Below are 25565 nucleotides of genomic sequence, written 5' to 3'. Positions count from 1 at the left end.
TTGTTGGGCTGTCAACGCGGCACGCCGGCCGCGGAAAACCCGATGCTCGCGGCCGGCGTGCATACTTCGTCGTTTTGCAGATCAAACGGGCCTGCGCCATTGACGGAGATCAAGGAGGCGCCGGTGCGCGCCACGCATGCTTCGGCGATGCTCGACCACAGCCCACTATTGACCGACCTGTACGAGCTGTCGATGCTGGAGGCATACGCGGCCGACGGCATGGCGGAGACCGCGGTATTCGAACTGTTCTTCCGGAAACTACCGCCGAGGCGCGGCTTCCTGATGGCGGCCGGGCTGGAGCAGGTGGCCGCATTTCTCGAGGCCGTGCAGTTCACGGCCGATGACTTGGCGTGGCTTCGGTCATCTGGATTGTTTGCGTCGGATTTCGTCGACAGCCTGGCAGCGTTCCGATTCACGGGCGATGTCGACGCCATGTCCGAGGGAACCGTGTTCTTCCCGGACGAGCCGGTGCTGCGGGTGACGGCCCCACTGCCCGAGGCGCAGCTGGTGGAAACGCGGCTGATCAATTTGATTCATTTCCAGACCGTCATCGCCTCGAAGGCGGCGCGCATGGTGCTGACCGCGCCGGGCAGACAACTGGTGGATTTCGGGCTGCGACGGGCGCATGGCGCCGAGGCCGGGCTGTTAGCGGCGCGTGCCAGCTACCTGGCGGGGTTCGATGGCACGGCGACGGTCGCGGCGGGGCGAGCGTTCGGCATTCCGGTGGTCGGCACCATGGCCCATGCCTTCGTGCAGGCCTATACCGACGAGGCGACGGCCTTCGCGCATTTTGCCCGCACGCGGCCCAAGGGGTTGACGCTGCTGATCGACACTTATGATACCGAACGCGGCGCGGCCGTGGTTGCCGCGCTGGCGCCGAGGCTGGCCGCCGAGGGCATCACCATAGACGCAGTACGGCTGGACAGCGGCGACCTAGCGAAGCATGCCCGTGCCGTACGGGCCATCCTGGATGACGCAGGCTGTGCATCTATCCGCATTTTCGCCAGCGGCGGGCTGGATGAGGACAGCCTGCAGCGTCTCATGGCCGCCCCGATCGACGGTTTTGGCATCGGCACCAGCCTGACCACAGCCTCGGACGTGCCGGCGCTCGATTGCGCCTATAAGCTGCAAGAGTACGCTGGGCGGCCTCGCCGCAAGCGCAGCGAAGGCAAGGCAACCTGGCCGGGACGCAAGCAGGTGTATCGCCGCTATCACGCGGACGGCACGATCGCCGGCGACGTTGTGGCCTTGTTGGATGAAGCCGTGAACGGGGAGCCGTTGCTGCGGCCGGCCCTGCGCGGCGGTCGGCGCGTCGCCGGCTTCCCGGATCTGGCCCGGGCGCGGGCGTGTGCGGCGCGATCCCTGACGCTGTTGCCGGAGTCGCTACGCCGGCTGGAATCGCAGGTCGTTCCGGTCGAGATCAGTCCGGGTATCCGTGCGATGGCGGACCGTTTGGATCGCGCGACTTCCGGCCGAGAGGTATGATCGTGCCAACGCCCGCCGATGACCAGCATGCCGTGATCGCATTCCTGTCGGATCCTGCCAGCCATGGCGCGGATGCGGTAGACCGGATCGAAAGCCATTGCTCCATCGTGTTCCTGGTCGCCGACCGCGCCTACAAACTCAAACGCGCAATCCGCTACGCGTCGCTGGATTATACCAGCCGCACGGCTCGCCAAAATGCCTGCGAGGCGGAGCTGGTGCTGAATCGGAGGACCGCGCCGGAGCTTTACCTGGGTGTACGTGCGATCACCCGGGAGGCAGCAGGCCTATTGGCCTTCGACGGGGTCGGGGAGGTGCTCGATCATGTCGTTGTCATGCGACGCTTTGCGCAGTCCGACCTGTTCGATGCGCTGCTGCAGCGAGGAATGCTGACGCCAAATCTGATGCACGCGTTGGGCACGTGCATTGCGCAATTCCATCTCGGCATCCAACCAACACCGACGCATGGCGGCAGCGACGCCATGCGTCGGGTGATCGTCGAAAACGCACGTGAACTGGCGCTGGTGGCGATAGCGTTGGATGGGGCCGCGGTTGATACGATGGGCGAACGCGCGCGAGCCGCGCTGGGGTCACTGGAAGGACTGCTCGATCGGCGCCGTGCTGCCGGCAAGGTTCGTCGCTGCCATGGTGACCTGCGGCTTGCCAACATCTGCCTCTATGCCGGCCGTCCGACGTTGTTCGATTGTATCGAGTTCAGCGACGAGGTCGGGTGCATCGACGTGCTGTACGACCTCGCCTTCCTGCTCATGGATTTGCATCTGCGTGATCGCGGCGATCTCGCTAACGCCGTGTTCAACGCCTATGCAGATGTTGCGCCGGATACCGAGGGCCTGCGTGCGCTGCCACTATTCCTGGCCCTGCGCGCGGCGACGCGCAGCTACGCCCTGGCAGGCAGCGCGCAGCGGCAGGCGGATCCACGCCGCGCGGTCGAACTGATGGTCCAGGCTCGGCGGCATATCGCGGCTAGCTTGGCGTTTCTCGCGCCGGCGCCGCCCCGCTTGCTTGCGCTTGGCGGCGGGAATGAGCACGAGCGGTGCGAAATGGCGGAGCGGCTGGCCGCGTGGTTGCCACCCGCACCGGGCGCCCGCATCGTGCCCCTGACGCAGGCTGGCGAGGCGAATTGGCGCGAAGCGGACGAGACGTTGGCCGCAGGGTGCTCGGTCGTGCTCCGGGCGCCATTCGACGACGACGCCACGCGGGCGCGGGCCGCGGCGCTGGCGAAGACGCGCTCGGTCAGTTTCGAAGGTCGATGGGCCGGCCCTGTCCCGTTTGGTCTGGCGATCGGTACTTGGCGGCGGCTTTCACCTTCCGATAGGGTACTTGATCCGGATCAAAACGAAATCGGTCCTACCATCTAAACTGCTGCAAATCGAGGAACGGATGATGTCAGCGGACGATGGGCACGGCTCTAGTGGCACGCTGCCGTTTCAGGACAGGCACGAGGCCGGGCGTCTCCTGGCCCGACGGCTGCTTGCTCTGACGCTGCGGCAACCGGTGGTGCTGGCCTTGCCGCGCGGTGGTGTCCCGGTCGGATTCGAATTGGCGCGCGTATTGCGGGCGCCGCTGGATCTGGTGCTGGTGCGCAAGATCGGCGTGCCCGGACAGGAGGAGTTGGCGATCGGCGCAGTAGCGGATGGAGCGGCACCGGAACTGGTGCGTGATGAACGATTGATCCACCAACTCGGCGTCACGCAAGAATACCTCGACGCGGCCACGGCCGCAGGCCTGCGCGAGATCGAGCGACGGCGACAGGCCTATCTCGGCGATCGTCCTTCTACGGACATCACGGGCCGTACCGCGATCCTGGTTGATGATGGCATCGCGACCGGCGCCACCATGCTGGCCGCATTGCGCGCCACGCGTCGGCGAGGGCCCGAGCGCCTGGTGCTGGCGGTACCGGTGGCTGCGCGCGACGCCTTGCGCCGGCTGCGGAACGAAGCCGACGATACCATCTGTCTGCACACCCCGGCTGTCTTCCACGCTGTCGGCCAATTCTATCGTGCGTTTCCGCAATTGTCCGATACCGAGGTGACTGCATTGCTGCGACAGGCGCGGGCGTTTGAGACGGGCGCCACAGCCTAACAGGAGAAACGCTATGGACCACTCGCCACTCTCCCTGTTCGGACTGTACAGCAGCCGCGCCTTGGCGGAACGCGTGGCGGAACGGCTGGAGATTTCACTCGCCCAGCATGAGGAGCGCAATTTCGAGGACGGCGAACACAAGGCAAGACCGTTGCAGGAGGTTCGCGGCCACGACGCGTTCGTGCTGGCCACGATGCACGGCGACGTCGCGGAAAGCGCTAACGACAAGCTATGCCGGGCGCTGTTCTTTTGCGGCGCGCTGAAGGATGCCGGCGCCGCACGTGTCACCGCGGTGACACCCTATCTGTGCTACGCGCGCAAAGACCGGCGTACCAAGCCTAACGATCCAATCACCACCCGATATGTTGCGGCCTTGTTTGAGGCGGTGGGTGTGGATCGCGTGATCGCAATGGAAGTGCACAACATCGCCGCGTTCGAGAACGCATTCCGTTGCCCAACCTGGCATGTCGACAGCGCCATGCTGCTGGCCACGCAGTTTGCGCCATTGCTGCGCGGCAAAAATGTGGTCGCCGTCTCACCCGACGCCGGCGGCGCCAAACGGGCAGAGCAATTCCGCCAGGCATTGGAACACTTGTTGGGTGCCGATGTCGGCAGCGCCTATATGGAGAAATACCGGTCCAGCGGCATCGTGACGGGCACGCTGCTGGCCGGGGATGTGCGTGGCAAGGTCGCGGTGATCATCGACGACCTGATCAGCACTGGTGGTACTCTGCTACGCGCTGCCCAGGCTTGTCGCGACGCTGGCGCCACAGCCGTGCATGCGGCGGCCACACATGGGTTGTTCATCGGTGGCGCACCGGAGTTGTTCACATCCCCCCTGCTCGATGGCATTACGGTCAGTAATACCGTCCCCCCGTTCCGGGTGCGGTCCGACGCGACAGACCGCCTGACGATCCTGGATGCCAGCGAAACGCTCGCGCGCGCGATTGTCGCTTGCCACGGCGGAAGCTGACGGCGCGGCGCTACCGCGCGTAGGGTTATGGGGCCGGCCGCGTCGTTTGATCGCCCAGGCTTCGGCTCCGCACCCGGGTTTTGGCGCGGTGATCAACTTCGTCATATATGCCAAAAGATCCGCACAGGGGCCGTGTGGTCCCGTGGAGGTTGGAGATAGGGGCAGCGGCTGGTTGGGCCGCTGCCCTCTCATCGGACTGTTTCAGGCAACTGCCCCATGCGGAGGTTCACCACCGTCAAAGGCGGGTGGGGGCATCATCGGGGGCTGCGTCTGACGTACCGCTGCAGCGGGGGTCATCGCTTCCGGTGCAACGCCGGGATCACCCATATTGTGCGCCGCAACGATCTGTTGCCATAGTTGAATGATACTGCGTGCCGTCGCCTCGGCGACGATGCAATGACCGCTGCCGTCGAGGGCCGTCAGCGCCGCATCCGGTTCCCGCCGGACCGTCTTCACCGCCTCATTGATAGCTTCGAGGCAGGCGTTGAGTTGGTCCAGGCTCTGTAAGTGCGTGTGACGCAGCATGTCGCCGAGGCTGAGCGCACGCAAACCCGGGCCGGCCATGACGGCAGGCCCTCGGCCGAGTTCAAGGAACACGCCAATGGCCGGCAACACGCCGCCAATCACAGAAAGCACGGCTTGCGCCTCCTCGGGACTGCAAGCGACGAGGCGCCGGGTCTGACCGTCGAAGCTGGGAGCAGCGCGCGACAATCCGAAAGTGCTGGCCAACTGTTCCTCCAGCCAGCGACGAACTTCTGGCGGTGCCTGGTGAATTTGCTCGGGCGACAGGGTGATTCCGATCATCTATGTTTCTCCTCTGCGAACATTGAGCCGGCCAGATCAACCAGTTGCCCGATGCAGCTGCTTGATCCATTGGGAAAGGTGTAGCTGCAACACGAACCTTCGTACCATCCTTGGGGGATGCCCCCACGATCTTGACTGCGACCTCAGGGCTGAGCGCCTGCCGAACGGCATGCAAACCTCGCCATGGCGATCACGAACGGCAGATTGCGGTGCCTCAACACATGTTCTCGCTCCGGCTTCAACTCGGAAGATCAGGCAGTCACCTCGGAATCACCTTGACATCCCTCAAAGGAACCATGTGCTGTCCCTAATGCCGGAACGTGCTGCCAGGAAGCCACGCAAGCACCGTTATGCTCGCTTCGACGGTCCAGGTGCATCTGCCCTGCCGAGGTTCTCGAGCTGTTTGGCGCAACTCCCCTGCAGTCCAGCCAGGACCAGCGTCCCGATGAATGACACCGCCACATCCGTGGACGACGCCCTTTGTGACAGGCGAGCGGCCTCCGCCTGACTAGGCCACGCGGTTGGAGTTCTGTCCATCCAAGAGGGCTCGTACAATGCCTGCGACGACCGCTTCGGGAATCTCGTTCGGCCCCTGAAGCACCAAGTTGGTAGCGGAGCCATCTGCACAGAAAAAATGCAAAAGCTGCCGATCACCATGTCGGTCAACAATTTCGCTTGCTACAATGACGATGTCAGGATGCGCCTTCTGTTCCAGATAGGTTGCCGCCTCCTCTTTGGAAGAAAGCTCAATGGTCCTGTAGTCTCGCTTTCGCATTCGTTCTCCAAGGGAACGTCGCATGCGGGCGTCCGAATCTACTATCATAACGAGCTTTGGACTATGTGCGATAGCGCCGCGTCGTCGATGGATAGCTGCCTCGGCTCGCCTCATCGCTTGCCTGACATTATCGGCTGTTCCTGACTCAACCAACATGTCAACGCCGGTATCGTGAGGCGATTTCACGATGAACCGTGCGAAGGGTTCATCCTTTGGGCGGGTCACAACGGCGGTAAACGGAGCTTGCACCGCAAGGATCGAACCATTCAAGTCAGTGCCCCATTTCAGATGCCCCATTTCATTCTCCCGTTTCGCCGTGGAAGAGATAGGGAGTACGAAGCTCCCGGTGCGGTCCTTGATCGAGATCAACCCTTCCATTTGCCAAGGCGCCATCCTTTGGTAACGCCTCTAGTCCGCATCGGTGATTGCTCCCTATAGTCGACCGGCAGAGGTACTGTCGCGCAGCGCGACGTCTGCATGGATCTGATGAAAGGCTGCCAGATCTGCAATCAACGCGACTTGCAAGAAATGCATTTGGGACGGAAAATCGCACAGCGGGCTTGGACGGGAAATGCTGTGCGATCAACGGGGCAACGGGCTCGCATGAAAATCCTTAGCGCCGGTGTGCTGGTAACTGATGGAACCCGCCTCCTCCTCGGTCACGCTACCCGCTCACCCCGATGGGACATCCCCAAGGGGATCGTGCAGGAAAAGGAGGACGTCGCAGAGGCGGCCGCCCGGGAATTGCATGAAGAAACCGGTCTGAGGGTCGAGCCCACAAGGCTGATTCCCCTCGGTGTCCATCGCTATCTGCCAGGCAAGGACCTCGCGCTGTTCGAATGGCGGCTACCGTCGATGCCGGATCTGTCATCCCTCCATTGCGATAGCCATTTCACTGTCGGCGAGTCTTTGCTGCCGGAATTCGATAGGTTCGGCATTTTCGACTGGGATGAGGCGACGACGCGCGTCGGTCGCAACATGGCGCGGGTTTTATCATGCTTCGGTCCGAAGTTTGATACGAATCAATGTCGGAACCTTTGATCCGGCTAAGGATGAGCGACATCATGCCGAGTTAACCAAGCTGATGCCATGCGATTTGTTCATTATGTCAATTCGGAACAGCACGACGGTTCGGATTTCCTGATCATCCGGCGCCACCCTTGAAGAACCTTTAGGCAACGAGCGTGGATCTTTGTCGGTCCTGCTGGACTGTTCGCTAATCTGCGGTTCGCTCCGAATAAAGAACAAGTTTGGGACTTCCCCATATCCCTGAAGAACTTCTGATCTATTTAGTACTCGGTCTGCCGAGGGTGGTGCATCGCATGACCTCGGAAGGAAGTCTAACGAAAGGATAGCAGGGATGTTGTATGAAATAGAGGTACTAGAAATCCGCGACATCGCCGATTTGGCCCTAAGCGCGCGCAAGTGCCAGAATCGTCTGCTGGAAAGAGCACCAGATATCGAGCTAGGAGAGCCGTCACCGGCACGCGGCGAGCATAATCCGAACGCCAGTCTCGCATTGACAGACATTCCAGGGACACGGCAAGAGTTCGTGGAACTTCAACAGGCAATTGAACGGCTGCCGCCGGAGATCCTGCAAAAAGTGTGGGCCGTAGCGCGCGTTGGCCGCGGCGACATCACGATCAGAGAGTGGAACGACACCCTGGCTTCAGCAGCTCTGTTGAAAGATGACGATATCGTTATGGATCTGATGGCTGATCCGGATTTGCACGAGCATCTGCGCAAGGGTCTATATGCGCTTGGTGCGACGCATGTGCCAGGGGATGATTCATAGCTGTCGCTCCCAAGCATCCTCGCCTGCCAGGGAGGACTGAATTCCACGGGAAAGGGCACTCTGGTGCTGGCGTCATCGCCATCGGCGCGTCCGGATTTGCAGCGGCAACGTCATCTTTCATCCTCATTGTGACTGGGCTGTTTTGAACGCGATTGAGATATATCAAGGTTATCTCCGTCGCGCAGTGATAATTTTTTAATACTGCTGATTTGAACGAGGAGGAAATGGCTATACACTCTATCCTTGGAAGACAACACGGCACCGCCGGGGCAGTCGCTTCAGATATTGGGAAATCCGCGAGGCCTGTATCCAAAATCGAGGTAAAGATCGCTGCATAGCGGCACCCTGTGACGAACAGGGGAATGCAATGCCTTCTCGGTCTTTTGCGATTTAGTCCCGAAATCCGTGGTCACCATTAAGCCACGCCAACCTGAATTAGCTGGAGGAGGTTCAGTTGCTCACTGCCGCCGATATCATGACCCGCAGCGTCGTCTGCGCCAAACCAAACGACACCGTCGCAATCGTCGCCAGGCTGCTAAGCGATCACGACATCAGTGCGGTACCGGTCTGCGATGCGTCCGGCGCGGTGATCGGCATGATCAGCGAAGGCGACCTGATCGCGCCGGTTGGAGAACAGAACATTGCGCGGCGAACCTGGTGGCTCGGTTTGCTGGCGGACGGGATGGATCTCGCGCCATCGTTCCTGGACTGCATCAAGGTTGAAAACCGCTCGGTTGGCGACTTGATGGTCTCGCCCGTGATCACGGCCTCGCCCGAAACCACAGTACCGCAGCTCGCGGACCTGCTGGTGAAACACCACGTCAAGCGCTTGCCCATCGTGAAGGACGGTAAGCTGGTCGGAATCGTTAGCCGAGCCGATCTGGTTCAGGCGTTCGCGCGCACACCCGACGCGATCGTGGAGGCTCTGTAAACCGGCGTGGACACAGCCCGCCCCCGCCAAGGCACCTCACCCGGCGCCGGGCGCGTAGTCGCAGTCGCCGGCTCCGTGGTGGATGTTGCGTTTACGCCAGGCAGGTTGCCCGAGATTCTGGAAGCGCTTGAGGTTGACTGGGGCCGTCCGGAACGGCTTGTCGCCGAGGTCCAAAGCCATCTGGATGATACCCGCGTGCGTGCGGTCGCCTTGCAGTCGACGGCCGGCCTGCAGCGAGGCGCTTCCGTCCGCGCTACCGGCAGTCCTCTCGTGATGCCGGTTGGTGCCTCGGTTCTGGGCCGCCTGCTGGACGTGATGGGCGATCTCCGCGATCAGGGCGCACCGCTGGGCGAAGATATCGTCCAATGGCCGATTCATCGTGCTCCCCCGCCACTCGCGGCACGGACCGGCACAGGCGCGCTGTTCGAGACCGGAATCAAGGTCATCGACCTGCTGGCCCCGCTTGCACAAGGTGGGAAAGCAGCCATGTTCGGCGGCGCAGGCGTCGGCAAGACCGTACTTGTGATGGAACTGATCCACGCCATGGCGGAGAAGTATCAGGGCATCTCGGTTTTCGCCGGCGTCGGAGAGCGGTCCCGCGAGGGACACGAACTCCTGCACGACATGCAGGAGTCGGGCGTGCTGGAGCGCACAGTGCTGGTGTACGGCCAGATGAACGAGCCGCCGGGCGCTCGCTGGCGCGTCGGATTGGGCGCCATTACCATTGCTGAGTATTTCCGCGACCAGAAGCACCAAAACGTGCTGCTGCTGATGGACAACGTCTTTCGTTTCGTCCAGGCAGGCAGCGAGGTTTCCGGCCTGCTGGGCCGCCTGCCCTCCCGGGTTGGGTATCAGCCGACGCTGGCTAGCGAGGTCGCCGCCCTGCAGGAACGGATCGCATCCATGGCCGGCGCGTCCATGACGGCCATCGAGGCAGTCTACGTGCCGGCCGATGATTTCACTGACCCGGCGGTGACGGCGATCTCCACGCACCTGGAAAGTACGATCATGCTGTCGCGCGCCCTTGCGGCCGAGGGCATTTACCCGGCAGTTGATCCACTCGCCTCGTCATCCGTGCTGCTGGATCCTACGATCGTTGGTCAGATGCATTACGATATTGCCGGACGGGTGCGCGAGACGCTGGCTCACTGGCAGGACCTGCGGGACGTGATCGCGTTGCTGGGCGTCGAGGAACTTGGCAAGCAGGATCGTCTGATCGTATCCCGCGCGCGGCGGCTTCAGCGATTTCTAACGCAACCTTTCAGCGTGACCGAGGCATTCACCGGCGTGGTCGGCAAATCGGTGGCTCTGGCCGATACGCTGGCAGGCTGTCGTGCGATCCTGGACGGTGAAACGGACAACTTGCCAGAAAGCGCCCTCTATATGATCGGATCCCTGCAGGACGCACGGACGGAGGCCAAGGCCGCGTGAGGCTTCTGATCACCGATCCGCTGGCTGTCGTCGCCGATCACGAGGATATCCAGAGCCTGCGGGCGGAGGATGAAAGCGGTTGTTTCGGCATCCTGTCGGGGCACGTGGACTTGCTGACGGTCTTGACGGTGTCGGTCGTCTCCTGGCGGCACGCCGACGGCCGGCTGGGTTGCTGTGCCGTCCGCCGCGGTGTGCTGAGTGTCCGAGGCGGGACCGAAATCGCCATTGCCACCCGCGAGGCCCGGCTGGGAGACGACCCGGAAACCCTGGAACAGGTGGTACTGAGTCGTTTCGAAGCGGAGGCAGAGGCCGAACGGTCGGGGCGGGTCGCCGCGCTGCGGCTGCATACGCAGGCTGTGAGACGGATCGTCGAAGCGCTGCGCGGTGACGGCTCAAGGACCGGCGTCGAATGAAAGCGGAATCGGATGGGCTGCTGCGGTCGGTGCGTCGCTGGATGGAGCGACGGCAGACCTCGATGCGCCAGGGCGAGCCGACGTTCGGGCAGTACCTCGCGCAAGTAGGAGTCCTCGGCTGGACTATCGTGGTGCCCACGCTGGTTGGTGTCTTCCTGGGGCGCTGGATAGACCGGCGCTTGGGCACGGGTATCTTCTGGACCGGCCCGCTGATGATGCTTGGCCTCGCGGCGGGGTGCTGGACGGCCTGGCAATGGATGCATAAACGATGATGAGCAATGTGGGCTTTCTGCTGGTGGGTCTGGTCGCCGGGGGGATCTATTTCGCCGCCCTGCGCTGGAACACGACCCTCTATTTCGCCAGGGTCAGCGGACCGGCGATTGGCCTGCACCTGGCCCGGCTGGCAGGGCTTGGGGCCCTGCTGATGGCCACGGCGCTGCTTGGCGCCATGCCGCTGCTGCTATGCGCGCTCGGCGTGTTTCTGGCCCGTCCTGTAATGATGCGGCTCCTGCCATGAACCAGTCGCCGCTGGATCTTCACATCGCGTTCCATATCGGCCCCATAGCCGTCGCGACAACTGTCGTGACGACCTGGGGCATCATGCTGTTTTTGGCCGGCAGCGGCTGGCTGCTCACGCGGCGGCTGTCACTGCAGCCATCCTCCCGCCAGGCTGCCTTGGAGTTGGTCGTCACCGCCATCGAAGCACAAATACGCGACACCATGCGGATCGACCCCCGGCCCTTTCTGCCGCTGATCGGTACATTGTTCCTGTTCATTTTCACCGCTAACTGGTCATCGATCGCGCCGGGCGTGGAGCCGCCCACGGCGCATCTCGAAACCGACGCCGCCCTGGCGCTGATCGTGTTCTTTGCCGTATCCTATTACGGCATTCGCTTCCGCGGCGTGCGCGGCTATCTCGCGACATTCGCGGAACCGACCCTGATTATGATCCCGCTCAATGTCATGGAAACGCTGACGCGCACATTCTCCCTCGTTGTTCGATTGTTTGGGAACGTGATGAGCGGCGTGTTCGTTATCGGGATCGTGCTGTCGCTGGTCGGGCTTCTGGTGCCCGTGCCGCTGATGGCGCTCGATCTGCTGACGGGTGCCGTCCAGGCCTACATCTTCAGCGTCCTCGCCATGGTCTTCATCTCCGGCGCGCTGGGTGAGAAATCCCCGGCAGACGAGCAACAGAAGCGGTAGCATGGGGGTATCGAAGCGATGGATTGGATCAGGATTGTCAGCATCCTAGGCGCCGCGATCGCTGTTTCCTTTGGGGCGATCGGTCCCGCTCTCGCCGAGGGTCGCGCCGTTGCCGCGGCCATGGATGCCATCGCGCGACAGCCCGAAGCGGCGAACACGGTCTCCCGCACGCTGTTCGTCGGACTGGCGATGATCGAAACCATGGCGATCTACTGCTTGGTCATCGCTTTGTTGCTGCTGTTCGCCAACCCCTATGCACGCTGATGTCGTTCGACTGGACCACGCTCGCGCTGCAGACGATCAACCTGCTGGTGCTGGTCTGGTTGTTGTGGCGATTCCTGTTCGGACCTGTCAGCGCCATGATTGCTCAACGTCGCATGGCCACCGAAAAGATGCTGGCCGACGCCGAGAAGGCTCGACGGACCGCCACGGCTGAAGCCCTGGATGCAGCGCAGGCCCGGGCGGGATTGGCGGCGGAAGGCGATCGCATCCGGGCGGAAGCACTGAATACCGCGCGCGCCGAACACGATGCGCTGATCCAGCAGGCACAAGACGAGATCGCCCGGGTCAGGCAGGCATCCGATGCCGATGCCAAGCAGGAACGGGAGGCGTTGCGGCGCGGGCTGGAGTCCGATGCCAGGCACCTGGCGATATCGATCGCCTCCCGCCTGTTGGCACGACTGTCCGAGCAGGAAGGCAACGCCAAACTGCTGCAGACGCCACAGACTTGGCTCGCCGGATTGCCGGAACAGGATCTACACACTTGGGCGGAAGCAGGCGAGACACGGGAATTGATCACCGCCGTCGCGCTGGACCCGTCGACCCAGGCGGCGTGCAGGCAAGCGCTCCGGCAACGGCTGGGGATGGACATGGACCTGCAATTCCGCACAGACGCGTCATTGATCGCCGGCGTCGAGTTGCGCGGTCCCCATATCCGGCTGCGCAACAATTGGCAAGCCGACCTGGATCGTATGGCGGAGGAGTTGAGCCGGGATGACCAGCATCTCGCCGTGGCTTGAACAGGCTGTCCGCCGGGTCCAATCCGCATCGATTGGTGCCGTAGCGGAGGAGTTGGGGCGAGTCAGGACAGTTGCGGACGGTATTGCGACGGTATCCGGCCTGCAATCGGTACGTCTGGACGAGGTGCTGCGATTCCAGAAGGGACAGCTCGGCTTTGCGCAGACGCTGGAGCGTGACCGGATCAACTGCGTGCTGCTGGACGACTGCGACCTGATCGAAGCCGGCGACGAGGTCTACGGCACCGGTGAAGTGGTTCGCGCACCCGTGGGTCCAGGTCTGCTCGGACGGGTCGTCGATCCGCTCGGCCGCCCGCTGGATGGCGGATCATCGGTCGAAGCAGTAGCGCATCTGCCGATCGACGCTCCTGCTCCGTCGATCATCGAACGGGACCTTGTGACGGAACCGGTACAGACAGGGATCTTGGCGATTGACGCAATGTTCGCGCTCGGCCGGGGCCAGCGCGAATTGATCATCGGCGATCGTGGCACTGGCAAGACGGCGATCGCGGCCGACACGGTGATCAACCAGCGCGGCTCCGACCTGATCTGCATCTATATCGCCATCGGCCAGAAATCCTCCACCGTGGCGCGGGTCATCGAAGCCATACACCGGAACGGTGCTCCGGCACGCTGCATCTTCGTCGTTGCGGCGGCAACCGCATCGCCAGGCCTGCAATGGATCGCGCCCTTCGCCGGCATGACCATGGCCGAGTATTTCCGGAACCGCGGCCAGCACGCCCTGGTCGTGATCGATGACCTGACCAAGCATGCGGCCACGCACCGGGAAATCGCTCTGTTGACCCGTCAACCTCCCGGCCGGGAGGCCTATCCGGCCGACGTGTTCTATCTGCACGCGCGATTGCTGGAGCGAGCGGCGAAACTTTCAGCGGACCAAGGCGGCGGCTCGTTGACGGCCTTACCGATCGCCGAGACGGACGCGGGCAATCTGAGCGCCTACATCCCGACCAATCTGATCTCCATCACCGATGGCCAGCTCGTGACCAATGTCCGCCTGTTCCAGGAAGGGCAGAAGCCCGCAATCGATATCGGCACCAGCGTGAGCCGGGTGGGTGGAAAGACACAGGCGCGGGCACTGCGGAACGCCACCGGCAGCATGCGGCTGGATTACGCGCAATTTCTGGAACTGGAGATGTTTTCCCGCTTCGGCGGGGTACCGGATGCGCATGTGCAGGCGCGTCTCGATCGCGGCATCCGGTTGCGCGCCCTGTTGTCGCAACCGCAATACGCTCCGCTGCGGCTGGTTGATGAGGTGGCGTTGGCAATGGCGCTGCAGGGCGGCGCGCTGGATAGCGTGGCGCCGGACCGGATCAGCGCCTTACGGGAAGCTGTGCCGGCCTGGCTGGATGAGCACGCCGATCCCGTCATACGAAGGCTGTCGGCAGGTGGGACGCTCGGCGCGGAGGAAACGGAGTCATTGCTTGCCACCATGCGGGCGCTGGCGCAGCGCTTCGTGGCATGACCGAACGCCTTGCGGAAACGACCCGGCGCATCGGCAGCGTGCACGCGCTGAGCGACGTCGTGACAGCGATGCGCGGTATCTCGGCCAGTCGGGTGCAACAGGCCCATGGTTTGCTGGAAGGCGTCCGGGCATATGAGAAGGTTATCGCCAATGCAATCGGCCAGGCGCTGCCGTTGCTGCCAGAGATCGAGCACCCTCCCCACGCGCCCGATCGGCAGGCAGTGATCGTGTTCTGTGCCGAACAGGGTTTCGCTGGGGCGTTCAGCGATCGTGTCCTGGATACGGCGGCGGCTGAGGTCGCACAGGGGTGGGATATGTTCCTGATCGGCACGCGCGGGGCCGCGCTGGCGCGGGACCGAGGGATGCAGCCCTTCTGGCAAGCTGCGATGGTGCCGCATGCCAGCCTGATCTCAAACCTGGCCGGACGCATCGCGGATGCGCTCTATGCCTGGGTCGCAGGACGTGCCGGCAGTCGTCTCGAGATGATCGTGCCCCATTGGAAGGCCGGCGAGGGCGTGACGGCAGAAAGACGTTCCTTGCTGCCCTTCGATTTCCGGCGATTTGCATCTCCTCTGGCCGCGCAGGCGCCGCTTATCACGCTGCCGCCTTGGCTTTTGCTGGTTCGGCTGGCCGAGGAATACATATTTTCCGAGTTGTGCGAGGCAGCCTTGAGCGCATTCTCCGCCGAGAACGAGGCGCGGGTCGCAATCATGCTATCCGCCAAGGCGCACTTGGACAGTATGCTGTCGGACCTCCAGGCCTCGGAGCGGCAAATCCGGCAAGAGGAGATCACGGCCGAAGTCGTGGAACTGGCAAGCAGCTCAGCGGTACCCAGCCGCTGACCGTGAAGACCACCTGCCGGTGATGCTACCGGCAGGCGGAGTGTTAGGCGGCGTGCGGCGCTTTCAGCGATTGCACCTCGGCAGCCTGCTGCAAGCAGTTCAGGATTTCTTGTTCGGCCTCATGCCAATGGACCTTGTCGTACCCATGAATACGACCATGGCTTTCCCAGATTTCGTATGCCCGCTCGGCGATGAGCTTGTGGACAGCGTCATCGGTGCTCACGGATTGGTCCTGCAAATTCATCGCCGCCTCCTTTTTCTCATTTGAGAGAAGTGATTGCGTTGCGGTTCTGCGACCAGGCTTCCTCGTCTGACCCCAGGGCAACAGGGCGCTCTTTTCCGTAGCTGATGGTCGTGATCCTAGCGGGTGCAATTCCCCTCGCGACCATGTAGGTCTTGACGGTCCTGGCACGAAGATCACCCAGAGCAAGGTTGTATTCTTCCGTGCCTCTTTCGTCGCAGTTCCCGGCAACCTGCACATTGTTCTGGCCGTAGACTTTAAGCCAAGCAACCTGTCGGGTCAGAACATCGATGTTCGACGCGGTGCGCGGCCCCTTCCCGTCCAGGTTGGACTTGTTGAAATCGAAGAACACCCGGTCGCCCACGTTGGCAACCAGATCTTCCTGACTACCCGGGACGATGTTGCTTGCCGGATGAGGCGACACTGCAGCCGTTGGTTGCTGCTTGGGAGCACAGGCCGCGAGAGCAGCCATCGCCACGCAGGCTGCGGGAACTGAGAGACGCATGATACGGTCCTTTTACTCAAGAAGAATGTTAGGAACGGCCTAGGACCTAACGGTCATTCGATCCTCGACCTCCACCACCCCCGGCGCCCCCCAGACCGCGTCGTTGATGGTCGATTTTTCTAGCCAGCTATGTGTCGTCCCCATCAGCGTGACTTTGCCTTGGTCGACGACGATATTGATATTATTCGCCTCGATATCGGCCCGCCGCCGTAATGCGGCGTCGATTTGATTGCGGATACTGCCCGGTGTCACCGGCACCACAACCTTCGGCACCACGCCAATCTGGTTCGAGATGAACTTCACGCCGCTGAGACGCTTGATCGCATTTTCGGCGGCAGTCCGCTGGAAGTAGTGCTCCACCGTGCCGCTCAGGGTCACCACCCCATGGGATACTTTGACATGTATGCCTTCATCGGGAACCGCCACATCCCACGTCAGAACCCGCAAGGCCCGCTCGGCGATTTCATCATCCGCTCGCTTTTGCGCGTTCGGCAGACGGACCTCGATTTCCTGAGCGATCGCTGCTACGCCCTTGACCCGACCGGCGGCGTCTTCCGCCGCTGCCCGAGCGGCATAGCTATCAACAAATCCCGTTAGAGTTACGACACCGTTCTTGACCACAACTCCGATATGAGCGGCATTGACGCTCGGTTCCCAATTCAGCTCATCCACGACAAGGCGTTGGAGAATAGAATCGTTGATCATGTACAGCCTCCCGTCCTTAACTGAAAGCTTCTTCGAAGGCGACTATGGACGTCAGAAGGAAAGAAACCTTGACTTAGCTCAACCGTCGTGGTGCGTATCGATGCCGACAACCCGTGCCATGGTCTGAGACGGTAACGGTCATGGCCCACCATCCACGCCTCGGCGTAAATGAATGGCCTTCGCCGTGCTGCCATGGCGATGGCATCCTTGCGATTGATGCAGGAGAACCGACCCCGCTTAGTGCTCAGCGGGGATCATTCCTCCCGCAGAGCACGGCGCGCCTTCGAACGCGTCATCGGAAAAAGGTGTCGAGTACCTTGATCATCCAGAAGGGACGGAAATTCTCCCAGGTTTTCCATCAGATCGGCTTCCTCGACAGACGGAGCACCCGGCGCTCTCTCCGGATGAGCGGATACGGGGTTCGGCAACAGACCGACGCCCGGATTATTCTCGATCGCCGCCAACTCCCTGGCCCGCTCCAGATACTCTGCTTTGCGCCCTCGCGGAGCGCCGTCTTCCCGCCAGAGACGCTCGGCCCTCTCCCGAATCGTCTCCCGTTTCGCTTTTCCTGCCATCCTCGCCTCCAGCTTTTGGCGGCGGTAATTTACGGGACGGAACGGAAAGGTCCTTGATCGCGGTCAATCAAGGAAGCCGTTCCGTCTCAGTCGACGTATCGGCGACCATCAAGCACGCTCCGCTCCGCGACTGCGGCGCCATGCCGCGCGGGAGACACGCTTGCGAGCCGGGAGAAACTCGACCGTTTCGTAGTCCGCTCGCAGCCACCAGTCGGCAACATCAGCTAGTTCGGCGAATTGCTGTCTGGCAGCCTTCACCGCCGCTTCCTCGCTGGCGGCGTCCACTTCGACTGCGCCCTGGCACGGGGTTACCGGATGCCCAGTACTGTCCGTCAATCTCTTGTAGAATGATACACGATAGATAGAGCTCATTGGCGCCCCCTTCCGGATGCCACTAGTGCGCCATCCGCGAGAAGGATAGTTTGATGCAACTCAAGAAATCCCGGTTGTTCGTCGTGCATGATGATTCCGCTGGATCCCGGCCGCGACTTCAAACTTGCATAAGGACGTCGATACGATGGTGAAACTCGGTCGAGACGGTCCACAGCCGGACGCACCAGGCCAGCCGGGGATCGATCCCACATGGTCGAGCAGTGCGAAGGACGCGGTCGGCTGTTCGCTTGGCTCACCGAGGCTCTGGTTCACGCTCGGACACGGCATCGTCAATGAGGTCTATTTTCCGCGGATCGACCTTCCGCAAATCCGTGATCTTGGCTTCATTATCGCCGACGGCCGCGGTTTCTGGTCGGAGGTGAAGCGTGTCGCGCGCTACGATATCCGTTTCCTCGCCCCCGGTGCGCCGGCCTATGAGATCAGTCATCGCCACGAACGCTATCTGCTCCGCCTGCGGATCTGTCCGGATCCACGCAGGGAAGTCCTGGCAATCGAATTCCACCTGGAGGCGGAGCCGGAGCTCCGTCCCTATGTGCTGCTCGCGCCCCATGTTGGGGCCACCGGCCACGATAACCGAGCAGCGGTGGAGATGCATTCGGGGCGGAAAGCGCTGGTGGCGAGGCAGGGTCCCTTCTCCTTGGCCGTTGTCGTCACGGACCCGTCGCAGAACGACGCGCTTGGCGCGGCCAGCGCCGGCTATGTCGGCTTCAGCGACGGATGGCATGATTTCAATCAGAACGGCTCCTTGACTTGGCAATACCCTCAGGCCGGACCTGGCAATGTCGCTCTGATCGGTGCGCTGCCGCGAGATGGCGTCCTGGGACTCGGCTTTGGCGGCAGTACCCAGGCGGCGGCAACGCTGGCCATCGCCAGTCTGCTGCAGCCCTTCGAGAATCTGGTACGCATTCAGATCGCGGAATGGGAGCAATGGCACATGCGGCGCAGCGAGCGCTATGCCCCGCCGATCGACCTGCCACCCGCAATCGCCGAACAATTCCTTGTCTCGACGATGGTGCTGCGCGCGCATATGGACAAGACCTACCCGGGCGCGATGGTTGCGAGCCTGAGTGTGCCGTGGGGGGATACGGGCGATGAACGGGGTGGATATCATCTTGTGTGGCCACGTGACCTCGTCTCCTGTGCAACCGCGCTGCTGGCGATCGGAGCCGAGGAAGAAACCCGCGACACGCTGCGCTATCTAATCGCGACACAGACGGCCGATGGGCATTGGAATCAGAACCAGTGGCTTGGGGGTACGGCGTTCTGGCAAGGCCTGCAACTCGACGAAACCGCTTTTCCGGTCCTGCTGGCGAGCGCATTGTCAGGCCGGAACGCGCTGGGCGGCATTCATGTCGAAGCCATGATTCATAAGGCGTTGAGCTTCATCGCCTGCAACGGGCCGGTGACGGAGCAGGAGCGTTGGGAAGAAAATGGCGGTCTCAACACCTATACCCTGGCAGCTATGGTCGCGGCACTGGTGGAAGGTGCCCCGTTCCTACCCGAAGCGGCCCGGCGATGGGCCCTGGCGCTAGCTGATTTCTGGAACGCCAATATCGAGCGCTGGGTCGCCGTTCGCGGAACAGCATTGGCCGCACGGATGGGTGTTGCGGGATATTACGTGCGCATAGCGCCGCCCGGTGTGCTGACACGAGGCGCCGAGTCATTTTCCGAGACCATTCCGTTACGGAATCATGCCGACGGGGCGAAGTTGCCGGCGAACGAACTGATCGGCACCGACTTTCTGCAACTTGTCCGGTTCGGGCTACGGCAACCGGACGATCCGTTGATCCTGGACACCCTGACCATCATAGACAAACTGCTGAGAGTCGAGTCTCCGGTGGGACCCGTATGGCGCCGTTACACGGGCGATGGTTACGGTGAGCACGACGATGGCAGCCCATATGACGGAACCGGCCGAGGCAGGCCATGGCCGCTGTTGACGGGAGAGCGAGGGCACTATGACGTAGTGGCAGGACGCGACCCGTTGCCTCTTCTGTCTGCGATGTGCGGAATGGCGAATCAGCTGGGACTGATACCGGAACAAGTCTGGGATGGACCGCCTGTTCCGTCGCGAGATCTGGCGTACGGGCGGCCCAGCGGATCGGCCCGTCCGCTTGCCTGGGCGCACGCCGAGTTCGCAAAGCTTGTCATTTCGCGGCAGCTTGGCGTGCCTTGTGATAGACCCTTGGCTGTCTGGCGGCGCTATCGCGGACAAAAGCCAACCCCCCGATACACCTTCTGGTCACAAAAGTCGCCCATTGGACAATTGCCAGCCGGCACACGGTTGGTGATCGCCCTCGGCGAACCAGCGACGGTATCATGGCGCGCCGATCCGGAGCCCGAGGCAGTCATTGCCACACAGGACTCCGGTCTTGGCTTTCACGCCGCAGAGTTGGAAACACACGAACTGGCAGTCGGCAAGGTAGTGACCTTCCGGTGGAGGTGCCAGACATCCGGCTTAGCCTCCACGGACCAAATTACCATTCGGATCATTGCCAGTGAAAGTTGATAATGTCACCCATGCGGATGGTCACAATTAGGAATAACCGTCCCTTCTTTCACCAGTCGTACCGGTTATGCTACCGCTTGTCATGACCGCTTGCCCCGATTCAGCTCAAATTAAACGCTAACTCTCTTAGAGTATCGTGCGATGTATAGGCGGGACCCATTGCCGAAGATGCGGCTGTAGCTGATGGTCCGGGACTTTTACCAAGTCCTTGGACAGAGTTCCGACGACCCTCTGCTTCGCCACGGGATCCAAGGCATCCTGAAGGCTCGAGAGCGTGTGGGACGGCGCAACAAGCAAAAGCCGCAAATCCTCCGCCTCATCCATCGAGGTCTTTATTTCTTTTGCAACCTCCCGTGCGAATTTTTCTTTCGCTGCCGTATGAAGATCATGACGAGGCTCGATTGCATGATGAGCCGTTGCGCCAGTGTGGAAAGTCGCGCCCGGGTGGTCAGTGCCGAGCTCGGCTGAACGAGCTCCGGCAGTCGCCGATTCCAATACTGTTTGTGTATGCAAGGCATTATCCTTGGCCTGCCGCACAAGACGAGCATGTTCACCGTCGGCGATCACGATGAGTAGGTGGTGGCCTGTTTCCATTTGCTGCCTCTTGAGTCCTATTCCGATTTGACACTATACGTGCTGGCGCAGGTTGAATTGATGCCAATCAAGCGCTCCGACGCCCGCATAGACATTGGGGTTATAAAAGCGCAGTCGGGTGTAGTCCGTAGCCGTCCGGGGTCGCTCAGTGCGCCATCAGCACTGGGAGGTTGGCGTTCAGCAACATGTGGCGAGTGAACCCGCCAAAAATCATCTCGCGCATCCGACTATGGCCATAGGCACCCATCACAAGCAGATTGGCGCCAGCAGCGGCGGCAGCTTCCAGCAACACCTCTGCGGCTGGCCTATCCTGCTTCTTCAAGACTTGCATCGTCGTTTTGGGATTATGCCATGTCAGAGCGTGACGAAGCGCCTCACCAGATGACTCGTCGCCTTCTTCGTCTTCCACAACGGTAAGAATAACCACCCGGTCTGCTTTCGCCAGGAAGGGCTCTGCCGCGGCGACCGCACGAGCGGCTTCCGGTCTGTCTTTCCAGGCGACGGCGACGACTCCGGAAAGACTGACTGGTGGCCTTGGCGGGACGAGCAGCACTGGTCGTCCGGTCTCCATCAGGGCAACCTGCAACAGATCCTTGAGCGCTGTCGTGCCATCGCGCATGGCTCCCACCACCAAAAGGTCGGCAACTCGACCGTGCTTGGCGAGCAAGCCCGCCTCATCGCCAGTCTCCAGTCGCCATTCCGCTGTCGGTACGGCCGCAAGGGCCTCAGAAGACAGCGGGATTCCCCCTCGCTCGCAGCAATCTCGGAACGTTTGCTCGGCAGCCTTCTGACGGTCTGCCGTATCTCGCTCCAACGTCTCCAGGATCAAGTCATAGTCGACACCACTCGAATAATCGCCTGATGCGATTTCTGCAACTACTGCCCCAACATCGCGGCGGACATGCAGGAATTCCAGATGACCGGACAACAATCGCGCGGCTACCAAAGCGGTAGCTGCGATTGGCTCATCAGTAGTTTGGCCCATGAGCGGCAGCAGAATATATCTGGACATCCTTGCCTCCTTCAGAGGCCTGCATGTCATGAACTGGCGTATGCCTCGTTGATCTGCGTCAACCACATGCCTTAGGAAGCAAATCTACGGACTATGGGCGATTAAACATCATGGTTCTAACACATAGTATCCGGGTGCATCGGCTAGACTCGGGAAGCCGGCGTTCGGGGCCGCCATTCCGGGAGCCTTACCTGGCGCAGCAGAATGTTCCGCGAGCCAGCCTACCCATGCTGGCCACCATGAACCATCTACAACCGGTGTGATCGCGGACCATGTCTCTGGATCGACATAACGGCCGCCAGCCGGACGACTTGCAATCTGGTAGCTACGGCCTGGGTGACCAGGCTCACTGACGATACCTGCGTTGTGGCCACCAGACGTGAGCACAAAGTCGATTGGCGCGTCCGTCAGAAGATGGAGCTTATAGACGGAACGCCAAGGTGCAACGTGATCCGTCAGGGTTGCAACCATGAAAATTGGTGCACGAATATCGGATAGGGCAATCGGATGACCTTCAACCTCGTATTGGCCCTCCGCAAGCTCGTTCGCAATAAAGAGCCGCCGCAAGTATTCCGAGTGCATGCGATAGGGCATGCGCGTGGCATCGGCGTTCCAAGCCATCAGGTCGGTCATCGGAACGCGTTCGCCCTTCAGGTACTGACGGACACCTTGTGACCAGATCAGGTCGTTGGACCGCAACAGCTGAAAGGCCCCCGACATCTGACGCGTGTCGAGATAGCCCTGCTCCCACATCGTGTCCTCGAGATACGCCACCTGGCTGGCGCCGAGGAATAGCGTGAGCTCTCCTGCCTCGGAGAATTCGGTTTCCGCCGCAAGCAAGGTGATGGTCTTCAGCCGATCATCTTGATCGCGCGCCATCGCCGCTGCTGCGATCGTCAGCAACGTGCCACCCAGGCAGTAGCCACAGGCATGCACCGGTCGGTTGGGGCAGATTGCGTTGATGGCATCAAGGGCCTTCAGGACACCCAATCTGCGATAATCCTCCATCGACAAATCGCGTAGTTCCGCTGTCGGATTGCGCCAGGAGATCATGAACACGGTAAAACCCTTCCCGACGAGGTAGCGTACGAGGGAGTTTTCCGGCGATAGGTCGAGGATATAATATTTCATGATCCAAGCCGGTACGATCAGTACCGGTTCGGGGTGCACAGTTGTCGTGCTTGGTACGTATTGAATTAACTCGATAAGCTCATTACGGTATACAACCTTCCCTGGTGTGGTCGCGACATTCAGGCCGGCCTGAAAGGCCTCTGTGCCAATCGGTTTCCGTCCGGCGATGGCGCGTTCCCAATCCTCGATAAAGTGCCGTACACCACGAAAGAGATTGTACCCCCCTTCCGAGAAGGTCTGCCACAGTACTTCGGGGTTAGTAGCGAGAAAGTTCGACGGCGAAAACACATCCAAAATCTGCCGCATCGCAAAAGCGACGGTGCGCTCGTGTCGCGGTGCAACTCCACGAATCCCGGTCGTTGCGTTATACCACCACTGCTGTTGCAGCAGAAACGCTTGATAAATTGCACAGAACGGGAGTTGCTGCCAAACGTCGTCGACGAAGCGCTTATCCTGCGGCAAGGGCTCGATACAAGGCGGTGTCCCGGGATTGATCGCGACCCGCGATAGATACGTCAGCCAACGCACCCACTTGCGCGCCGCCTTCTCTACCAGAGCCGCCTGCTTCCCCGGCGCATTGCCGAGATGCATCCCCCAATCGTAAAATGCGATCATGAGGGCGGCGGGAGATACCGAAAGGGTGAGCCTAGCCTGCCAGGCATGTACCAGCCGATCGATGATATCGGCTCGCACCTCGTCCACGGCGGATCCACTCGGCACAAGTGGGTAGTCGTTGAGAGTACCGCGCCCATCGCGCGCCACATCGCCTCGACGGACAGTTCCTGATCCAGCCGCGGCCGGCACGCGACGCCTGACGTCAGGTTCTTTCTCGGCCACTGACCTTTCCTTTGCATCCACGGAATGGATCGTCGACGTTCGCACATGTTTGACCATTCCCAAGTCCCTCGACAGTGTTCAGCCGTACCGCCCGAGGCACCCCTTCGATGGATGAGATACGCCCATCTTTAGGCCAGGGACCTCAAGACGCTCGCGGCGCCGTCGCGCACTTCTATTGTGTCGCAAGATTGGACAAGGCCTCTTTCTCGACCTGCATCGCTTGGTGACCCGTCCGTGCAGCAGCTTGCGACCATGACAGTACGGCGTTACTCAGAGACCGGAAATCTGCCTCAAGTCGCGTCGTTTCCTCTTGAAGCCAATCCGCTTGGATTTTGGCGGCATCATTGGCATCTTTACAAGCGCAGAGCCGTTGGAGTGCTTCATAAGTGGCTTTGCTGCCCTCACGACGACGTACTAGCCATTCAGTTGTTGCTGGCACCGCCGTGTCCAACACATCGGCTTCCCAACTAAGCCAAAGTTGGATCGGCCAAACGGCCATACGTATTCCAGGGCCGCTGAAGCGCTCCAGGAATGGTAGGTATTCTGCACCGCGTTGGGTCTGTTTCGCATCCGTCGTCTTGTCCATGAAAGTCTCTCCCGCGGTTGATCACTGCAGACGAAAGCACAGTTGCGGCAACGCGATCCTACAAGGCGTTCCGGTTCCTCCACCCTATGCGCGCCGGCATGGCCACAAGTTGATTCCGATCAAACGCGAGCCGCGCTTCCGGAATCGTTCTGACACTATCCCGTGTACCTCTCTCGATCCCCACTCTATTTCCGTCCGTATCCCTGCAGAATCCTGATATAGTTTGCGCGCTCGAACGCCATCGGGTCCGGAATATTACGGTGGCTCATGCAACCGCGGATCGCGGCAAGCGAATGTATCCCGCGTGCCGCAAGCCAATGCTCAAGCCCGTCCCGCAACGATTGAATATGCTGAACCCCTTCTCGCAGCAGTGCGGATGTCGTCATCACGACATCCGCACCTGCAAGAAGGTATTTGACCACTTCGACCGCACTGTCGACGCCTGTGCTTGCCGCGAGAGAAGCCTTGACCCGCCCTGCCAGCACGCCAAGCCAGAGTAAAGGAAGGCGGCATTCATTGGGCCGGCTGAGATCGAGATCGGAAACCAGCGCCAGCCGTTCCAAGTCGATATCGGGTTGATAGAAGCGATTGAACAGCACGAGACCGTCAGCGCCTGCCTTGTCGAGCTCACGAGCCATGTTGCCGATCGCACTGAAATACGGACCGATCTTCACTGCCACTGGAATCCGCACCGCTGCCTTCACGGTCTTCAGGATGTCGATATATCGTTGCTCGACGGCGCGTCCTGTGAGATCGAGATCGGAGGGAATGAAATAAATGTTGAGTTCGACAGCATCCGCCCCGGCCTCTTCGATCTGCCGCGCGTACTCGACCCAACCATGATCGGTAGCGCCATTTAAGCTTCCGATGACCGGGATATCCACGGCTGCCGTCGCCCGGCGTATGAGGTCAAGGTAGCGAACCGGATCGACAGCATAGGCGGCCTGACTAGGGAAATAAGTCAGCGCCTCGGCATAGCTATCGGTACCGACCGTAATCAGATCCTCCATCAGCTGTTGTTCGTGCTCGATTTGCTCCTCGAATATCGAGGGAAGCACCACAGCGCCAGCACCCAGATCTTCCAGGCGCTTTATATTGTCGAGTTCGGCATTGAACGGCCCTGCCCCTGCCACCAACGGGTTTCGCAACTCGAGCCCCAGATATCGTGTCGTCAGATCCATCGCCCCGGCACTCCTGCTTTCGTGACCGTTCGCCTCTTAAGCTCT

Annotated in this window: 28 protein-coding genes; 17 read left to right on the top strand and 11 right to left on the bottom strand. The window is 61.3% G+C overall.

Going from position 1 to position 25565, the window contains the following annotated elements:
* Positions 1–42: 42 nt before the first annotated feature.
* The 4 genes from VHB27_RS02765 to VHB27_RS02750 are packed head-to-tail and all read left to right on the top strand — an operon-like array spanning position 43 to position 4558.
* On the top strand, positions 43–1485 hold the full coding sequence (locus tag VHB27_RS02765) for a nicotinate phosphoribosyltransferase (protein WP_325597397.1): 1443 nt from the start codon (positions 43–45) through the stop codon (positions 1483–1485).
* A complete protein-coding gene (locus tag VHB27_RS02760; RefSeq protein WP_325597396.1) occupies positions 1482–2861 on the top strand; it encodes a phosphotransferase in 1380 nt (459 codons plus the stop codon). Before VHB27_RS02765 ends, VHB27_RS02760 begins: the two co-directional genes overlap by 4 nt.
* Positions 2824–3585 carry a phosphoribosyltransferase gene (locus VHB27_RS02755; RefSeq protein WP_325597395.1) on the top strand — a complete coding sequence of 254 codons (762 nt, stop codon included), beginning with the start codon at positions 2824–2826 and terminating at the stop codon, positions 3583–3585. The genes VHB27_RS02760 and VHB27_RS02755 overlap by 38 nt, the downstream gene beginning before the upstream one ends.
* A 13-nt stretch (positions 3586–3598) precedes the next feature.
* The gene (locus tag VHB27_RS02750) at positions 3599–4558 is read left to right on the top strand and encodes a ribose-phosphate diphosphokinase (protein WP_325597394.1); all 960 of its coding nucleotides are present in this window, start codon (positions 3599–3601) and stop codon (positions 4556–4558) included.
* Between the two features lie 201 nt (positions 4559–4759).
* Here the strand turns inward: VHB27_RS02750 and VHB27_RS02745 are convergent, their stop codons facing one another.
* Both VHB27_RS02745 and VHB27_RS02740 read right to left on the bottom strand, forming a co-directional pair.
* Positions 4760–5362 (bottom strand): hypothetical protein, encoded by a 603-nt coding sequence (locus VHB27_RS02745; protein WP_325597393.1) that lies wholly within the window; start codon positions 5360–5362, stop codon positions 4760–4762.
* 508 nt (positions 5363–5870) lie between these two features.
* Complete coding sequence (locus VHB27_RS02740; RefSeq protein WP_325597392.1) at positions 5871–6515, bottom strand: hypothetical protein; 645 nt, start codon at positions 6513–6515, stop codon at positions 5871–5873.
* Between the two features lie 99 nt (positions 6516–6614).
* On the opposite strand from VHB27_RS02740, the gene VHB27_RS02735 reads away from it, so the two are divergent.
* The 12 genes from VHB27_RS02735 to VHB27_RS02680 all read left to right on the top strand — a co-directional run bounded on the left by VHB27_RS02735 (position 6615) and on the right by VHB27_RS02680 (position 15251).
* Positions 6615–7178 carry an NUDIX hydrolase gene (locus VHB27_RS02735; RefSeq protein WP_325597391.1) on the top strand — a complete coding sequence of 188 codons (564 nt, stop codon included), beginning with the start codon at positions 6615–6617 and terminating at the stop codon, positions 7176–7178.
* Between the two features lie 319 nt (positions 7179–7497).
* Positions 7498–7932: a DUF3775 domain-containing protein gene (locus VHB27_RS02730; protein WP_325597390.1), complete on the top strand. Its 435-nt coding sequence runs from the start codon at positions 7498–7500 to the stop codon at positions 7930–7932.
* 454 nt (positions 7933–8386) lie between these two features.
* Positions 8387–8863: a CBS domain-containing protein gene (locus VHB27_RS02725; protein ID WP_325597389.1), complete on the top strand. Its 477-nt coding sequence runs from the start codon at positions 8387–8389 to the stop codon at positions 8861–8863.
* A 6-nt stretch (positions 8864–8869) separates the two neighbouring features.
* Positions 8870–10294, top strand: a complete 1425-nt coding sequence (atpD, locus tag VHB27_RS02720; protein WP_325597388.1) for a F0F1 ATP synthase subunit beta — start codon at positions 8870–8872, stop codon at positions 10292–10294.
* Positions 10291–10707, top strand: coding sequence for a F0F1 ATP synthase subunit epsilon (locus VHB27_RS02715; protein ID WP_325597387.1), 417 nt, complete (start codon positions 10291–10293; stop codon positions 10705–10707). Before atpD ends, VHB27_RS02715 begins: the two co-directional genes overlap by 4 nt.
* The gene (locus VHB27_RS02710) at positions 10704–10979 is read left to right on the top strand and encodes an AtpZ/AtpI family protein (RefSeq protein WP_325597386.1); all 276 of its coding nucleotides are present in this window, start codon (positions 10704–10706) and stop codon (positions 10977–10979) included. Before VHB27_RS02715 ends, VHB27_RS02710 begins: the two co-directional genes overlap by 4 nt.
* A complete protein-coding gene (locus VHB27_RS02705; protein WP_325597385.1) occupies positions 10976–11224 on the top strand; it encodes an ATP synthase subunit I in 249 nt (82 codons plus the stop codon). The genes VHB27_RS02710 and VHB27_RS02705 overlap by 4 nt, the downstream gene beginning before the upstream one ends.
* Positions 11221–11910 carry a F0F1 ATP synthase subunit A gene (locus VHB27_RS02700; RefSeq protein ID WP_325597384.1) on the top strand — a complete coding sequence of 230 codons (690 nt, stop codon included), beginning with the start codon at positions 11221–11223 and terminating at the stop codon, positions 11908–11910. The genes VHB27_RS02705 and VHB27_RS02700 overlap by 4 nt, the downstream gene beginning before the upstream one ends.
* Before the next feature lie 18 nt (positions 11911–11928).
* Complete coding sequence (locus VHB27_RS02695) at positions 11929–12174, top strand: F0F1 ATP synthase subunit C (protein ID WP_325597383.1); 246 nt, start codon at positions 11929–11931, stop codon at positions 12172–12174.
* Positions 12174–12929: a hypothetical protein gene (locus VHB27_RS02690; protein ID WP_325597382.1), complete on the top strand. Its 756-nt coding sequence runs from the start codon at positions 12174–12176 to the stop codon at positions 12927–12929. The genes VHB27_RS02695 and VHB27_RS02690 overlap by 1 nt, the downstream gene beginning before the upstream one ends.
* The gene (locus VHB27_RS02685; RefSeq protein WP_325597381.1) at positions 12904–14409 is read left to right on the top strand and encodes a F0F1 ATP synthase subunit alpha; all 1506 of its coding nucleotides are present in this window, start codon (positions 12904–12906) and stop codon (positions 14407–14409) included. The genes VHB27_RS02690 and VHB27_RS02685 overlap by 26 nt, the downstream gene beginning before the upstream one ends.
* A complete protein-coding gene (locus VHB27_RS02680) occupies positions 14406–15251 on the top strand; it encodes a F0F1 ATP synthase subunit gamma (protein ID WP_325597380.1) in 846 nt (281 codons plus the stop codon). The genes VHB27_RS02685 and VHB27_RS02680 overlap by 4 nt, the downstream gene beginning before the upstream one ends.
* 43 nt (positions 15252–15294) lie before the next feature.
* On the opposite strand, the gene VHB27_RS02675 is transcribed toward VHB27_RS02680, so the two are convergent.
* The 4 genes from VHB27_RS02675 to VHB27_RS02660 form a co-directional block, all read right to left on the bottom strand.
* Positions 15295–15495 carry a DUF2934 domain-containing protein gene (locus tag VHB27_RS02675; RefSeq protein WP_325597379.1) on the bottom strand — a complete coding sequence of 67 codons (201 nt, stop codon included), beginning with the start codon at positions 15493–15495 and terminating at the stop codon, positions 15295–15297.
* Positions 15496–15511: 16 nt separating this feature from the next.
* Positions 15512–15997, bottom strand: coding sequence for an OmpA family protein (locus VHB27_RS02670; RefSeq protein WP_325597378.1), 486 nt, complete (start codon positions 15995–15997; stop codon positions 15512–15514).
* A 39-nt stretch (positions 15998–16036) separates the two neighbouring features.
* Positions 16037–16702 (bottom strand): BON domain-containing protein, encoded by a 666-nt coding sequence (locus VHB27_RS02665; protein WP_325597377.1) that lies wholly within the window; start codon positions 16700–16702, stop codon positions 16037–16039.
* A gap of 254 nt (positions 16703–16956) precedes the next feature.
* Positions 16957–17277 (bottom strand): hypothetical protein, encoded by a 321-nt coding sequence (locus VHB27_RS02660; protein WP_325597376.1) that lies wholly within the window; start codon positions 17275–17277, stop codon positions 16957–16959.
* Positions 17278–17794: 517 nt separating this feature from the next.
* Here VHB27_RS02660 and VHB27_RS02655 point away from each other — a divergent pair.
* A complete protein-coding gene (locus VHB27_RS02655) occupies positions 17795–20179 on the top strand; it encodes a glycoside hydrolase family 15 protein (protein WP_325597375.1) in 2385 nt (794 codons plus the stop codon).
* A gap of 126 nt (positions 20180–20305) precedes the next feature.
* Here the strand turns inward: VHB27_RS02655 and VHB27_RS02650 are convergent, their stop codons facing one another.
* From VHB27_RS02650 to VHB27_RS02630, 5 genes are all read right to left on the bottom strand, one after another.
* Complete coding sequence (locus VHB27_RS02650; RefSeq protein WP_325597374.1) at positions 20306–20773, bottom strand: host attachment protein; 468 nt, start codon at positions 20771–20773, stop codon at positions 20306–20308.
* Between the two features lie 145 nt (positions 20774–20918).
* On the bottom strand, positions 20919–21785 hold the full coding sequence (locus VHB27_RS02645) for a universal stress protein (protein ID WP_325597373.1): 867 nt from the start codon (positions 21783–21785) through the stop codon (positions 20919–20921).
* A gap of 108 nt (positions 21786–21893) precedes the next feature.
* The gene (locus tag VHB27_RS02640) at positions 21894–23753 is read right to left on the bottom strand and encodes a PHA/PHB synthase family protein (RefSeq protein WP_325597372.1); all 1860 of its coding nucleotides are present in this window, start codon (positions 23751–23753) and stop codon (positions 21894–21896) included.
* Positions 23754–23925: 172 nt separating this feature from the next.
* Positions 23926–24339 (bottom strand): hypothetical protein, encoded by a 414-nt coding sequence (locus VHB27_RS02635; RefSeq protein ID WP_325597371.1) that lies wholly within the window; start codon positions 24337–24339, stop codon positions 23926–23928.
* A gap of 185 nt (positions 24340–24524) precedes the next feature.
* Positions 24525–25520, bottom strand: coding sequence for a dihydroorotate dehydrogenase-like protein (locus VHB27_RS02630; RefSeq protein ID WP_325597370.1), 996 nt, complete (start codon positions 25518–25520; stop codon positions 24525–24527).
* Positions 25521–25565: the final 45 nt, after the last annotated feature.

Source organism: Rhodopila sp. (assembly GCF_035548235.1).
Taxonomy (GTDB): domain Bacteria; phylum Pseudomonadota; class Alphaproteobacteria; order Acetobacterales; family Acetobacteraceae; genus Rhodopila.
The sequence above is the reverse complement of the archived record's forward strand: the minus strand, read 5'-3'. Positions and strand labels throughout refer to the sequence as shown.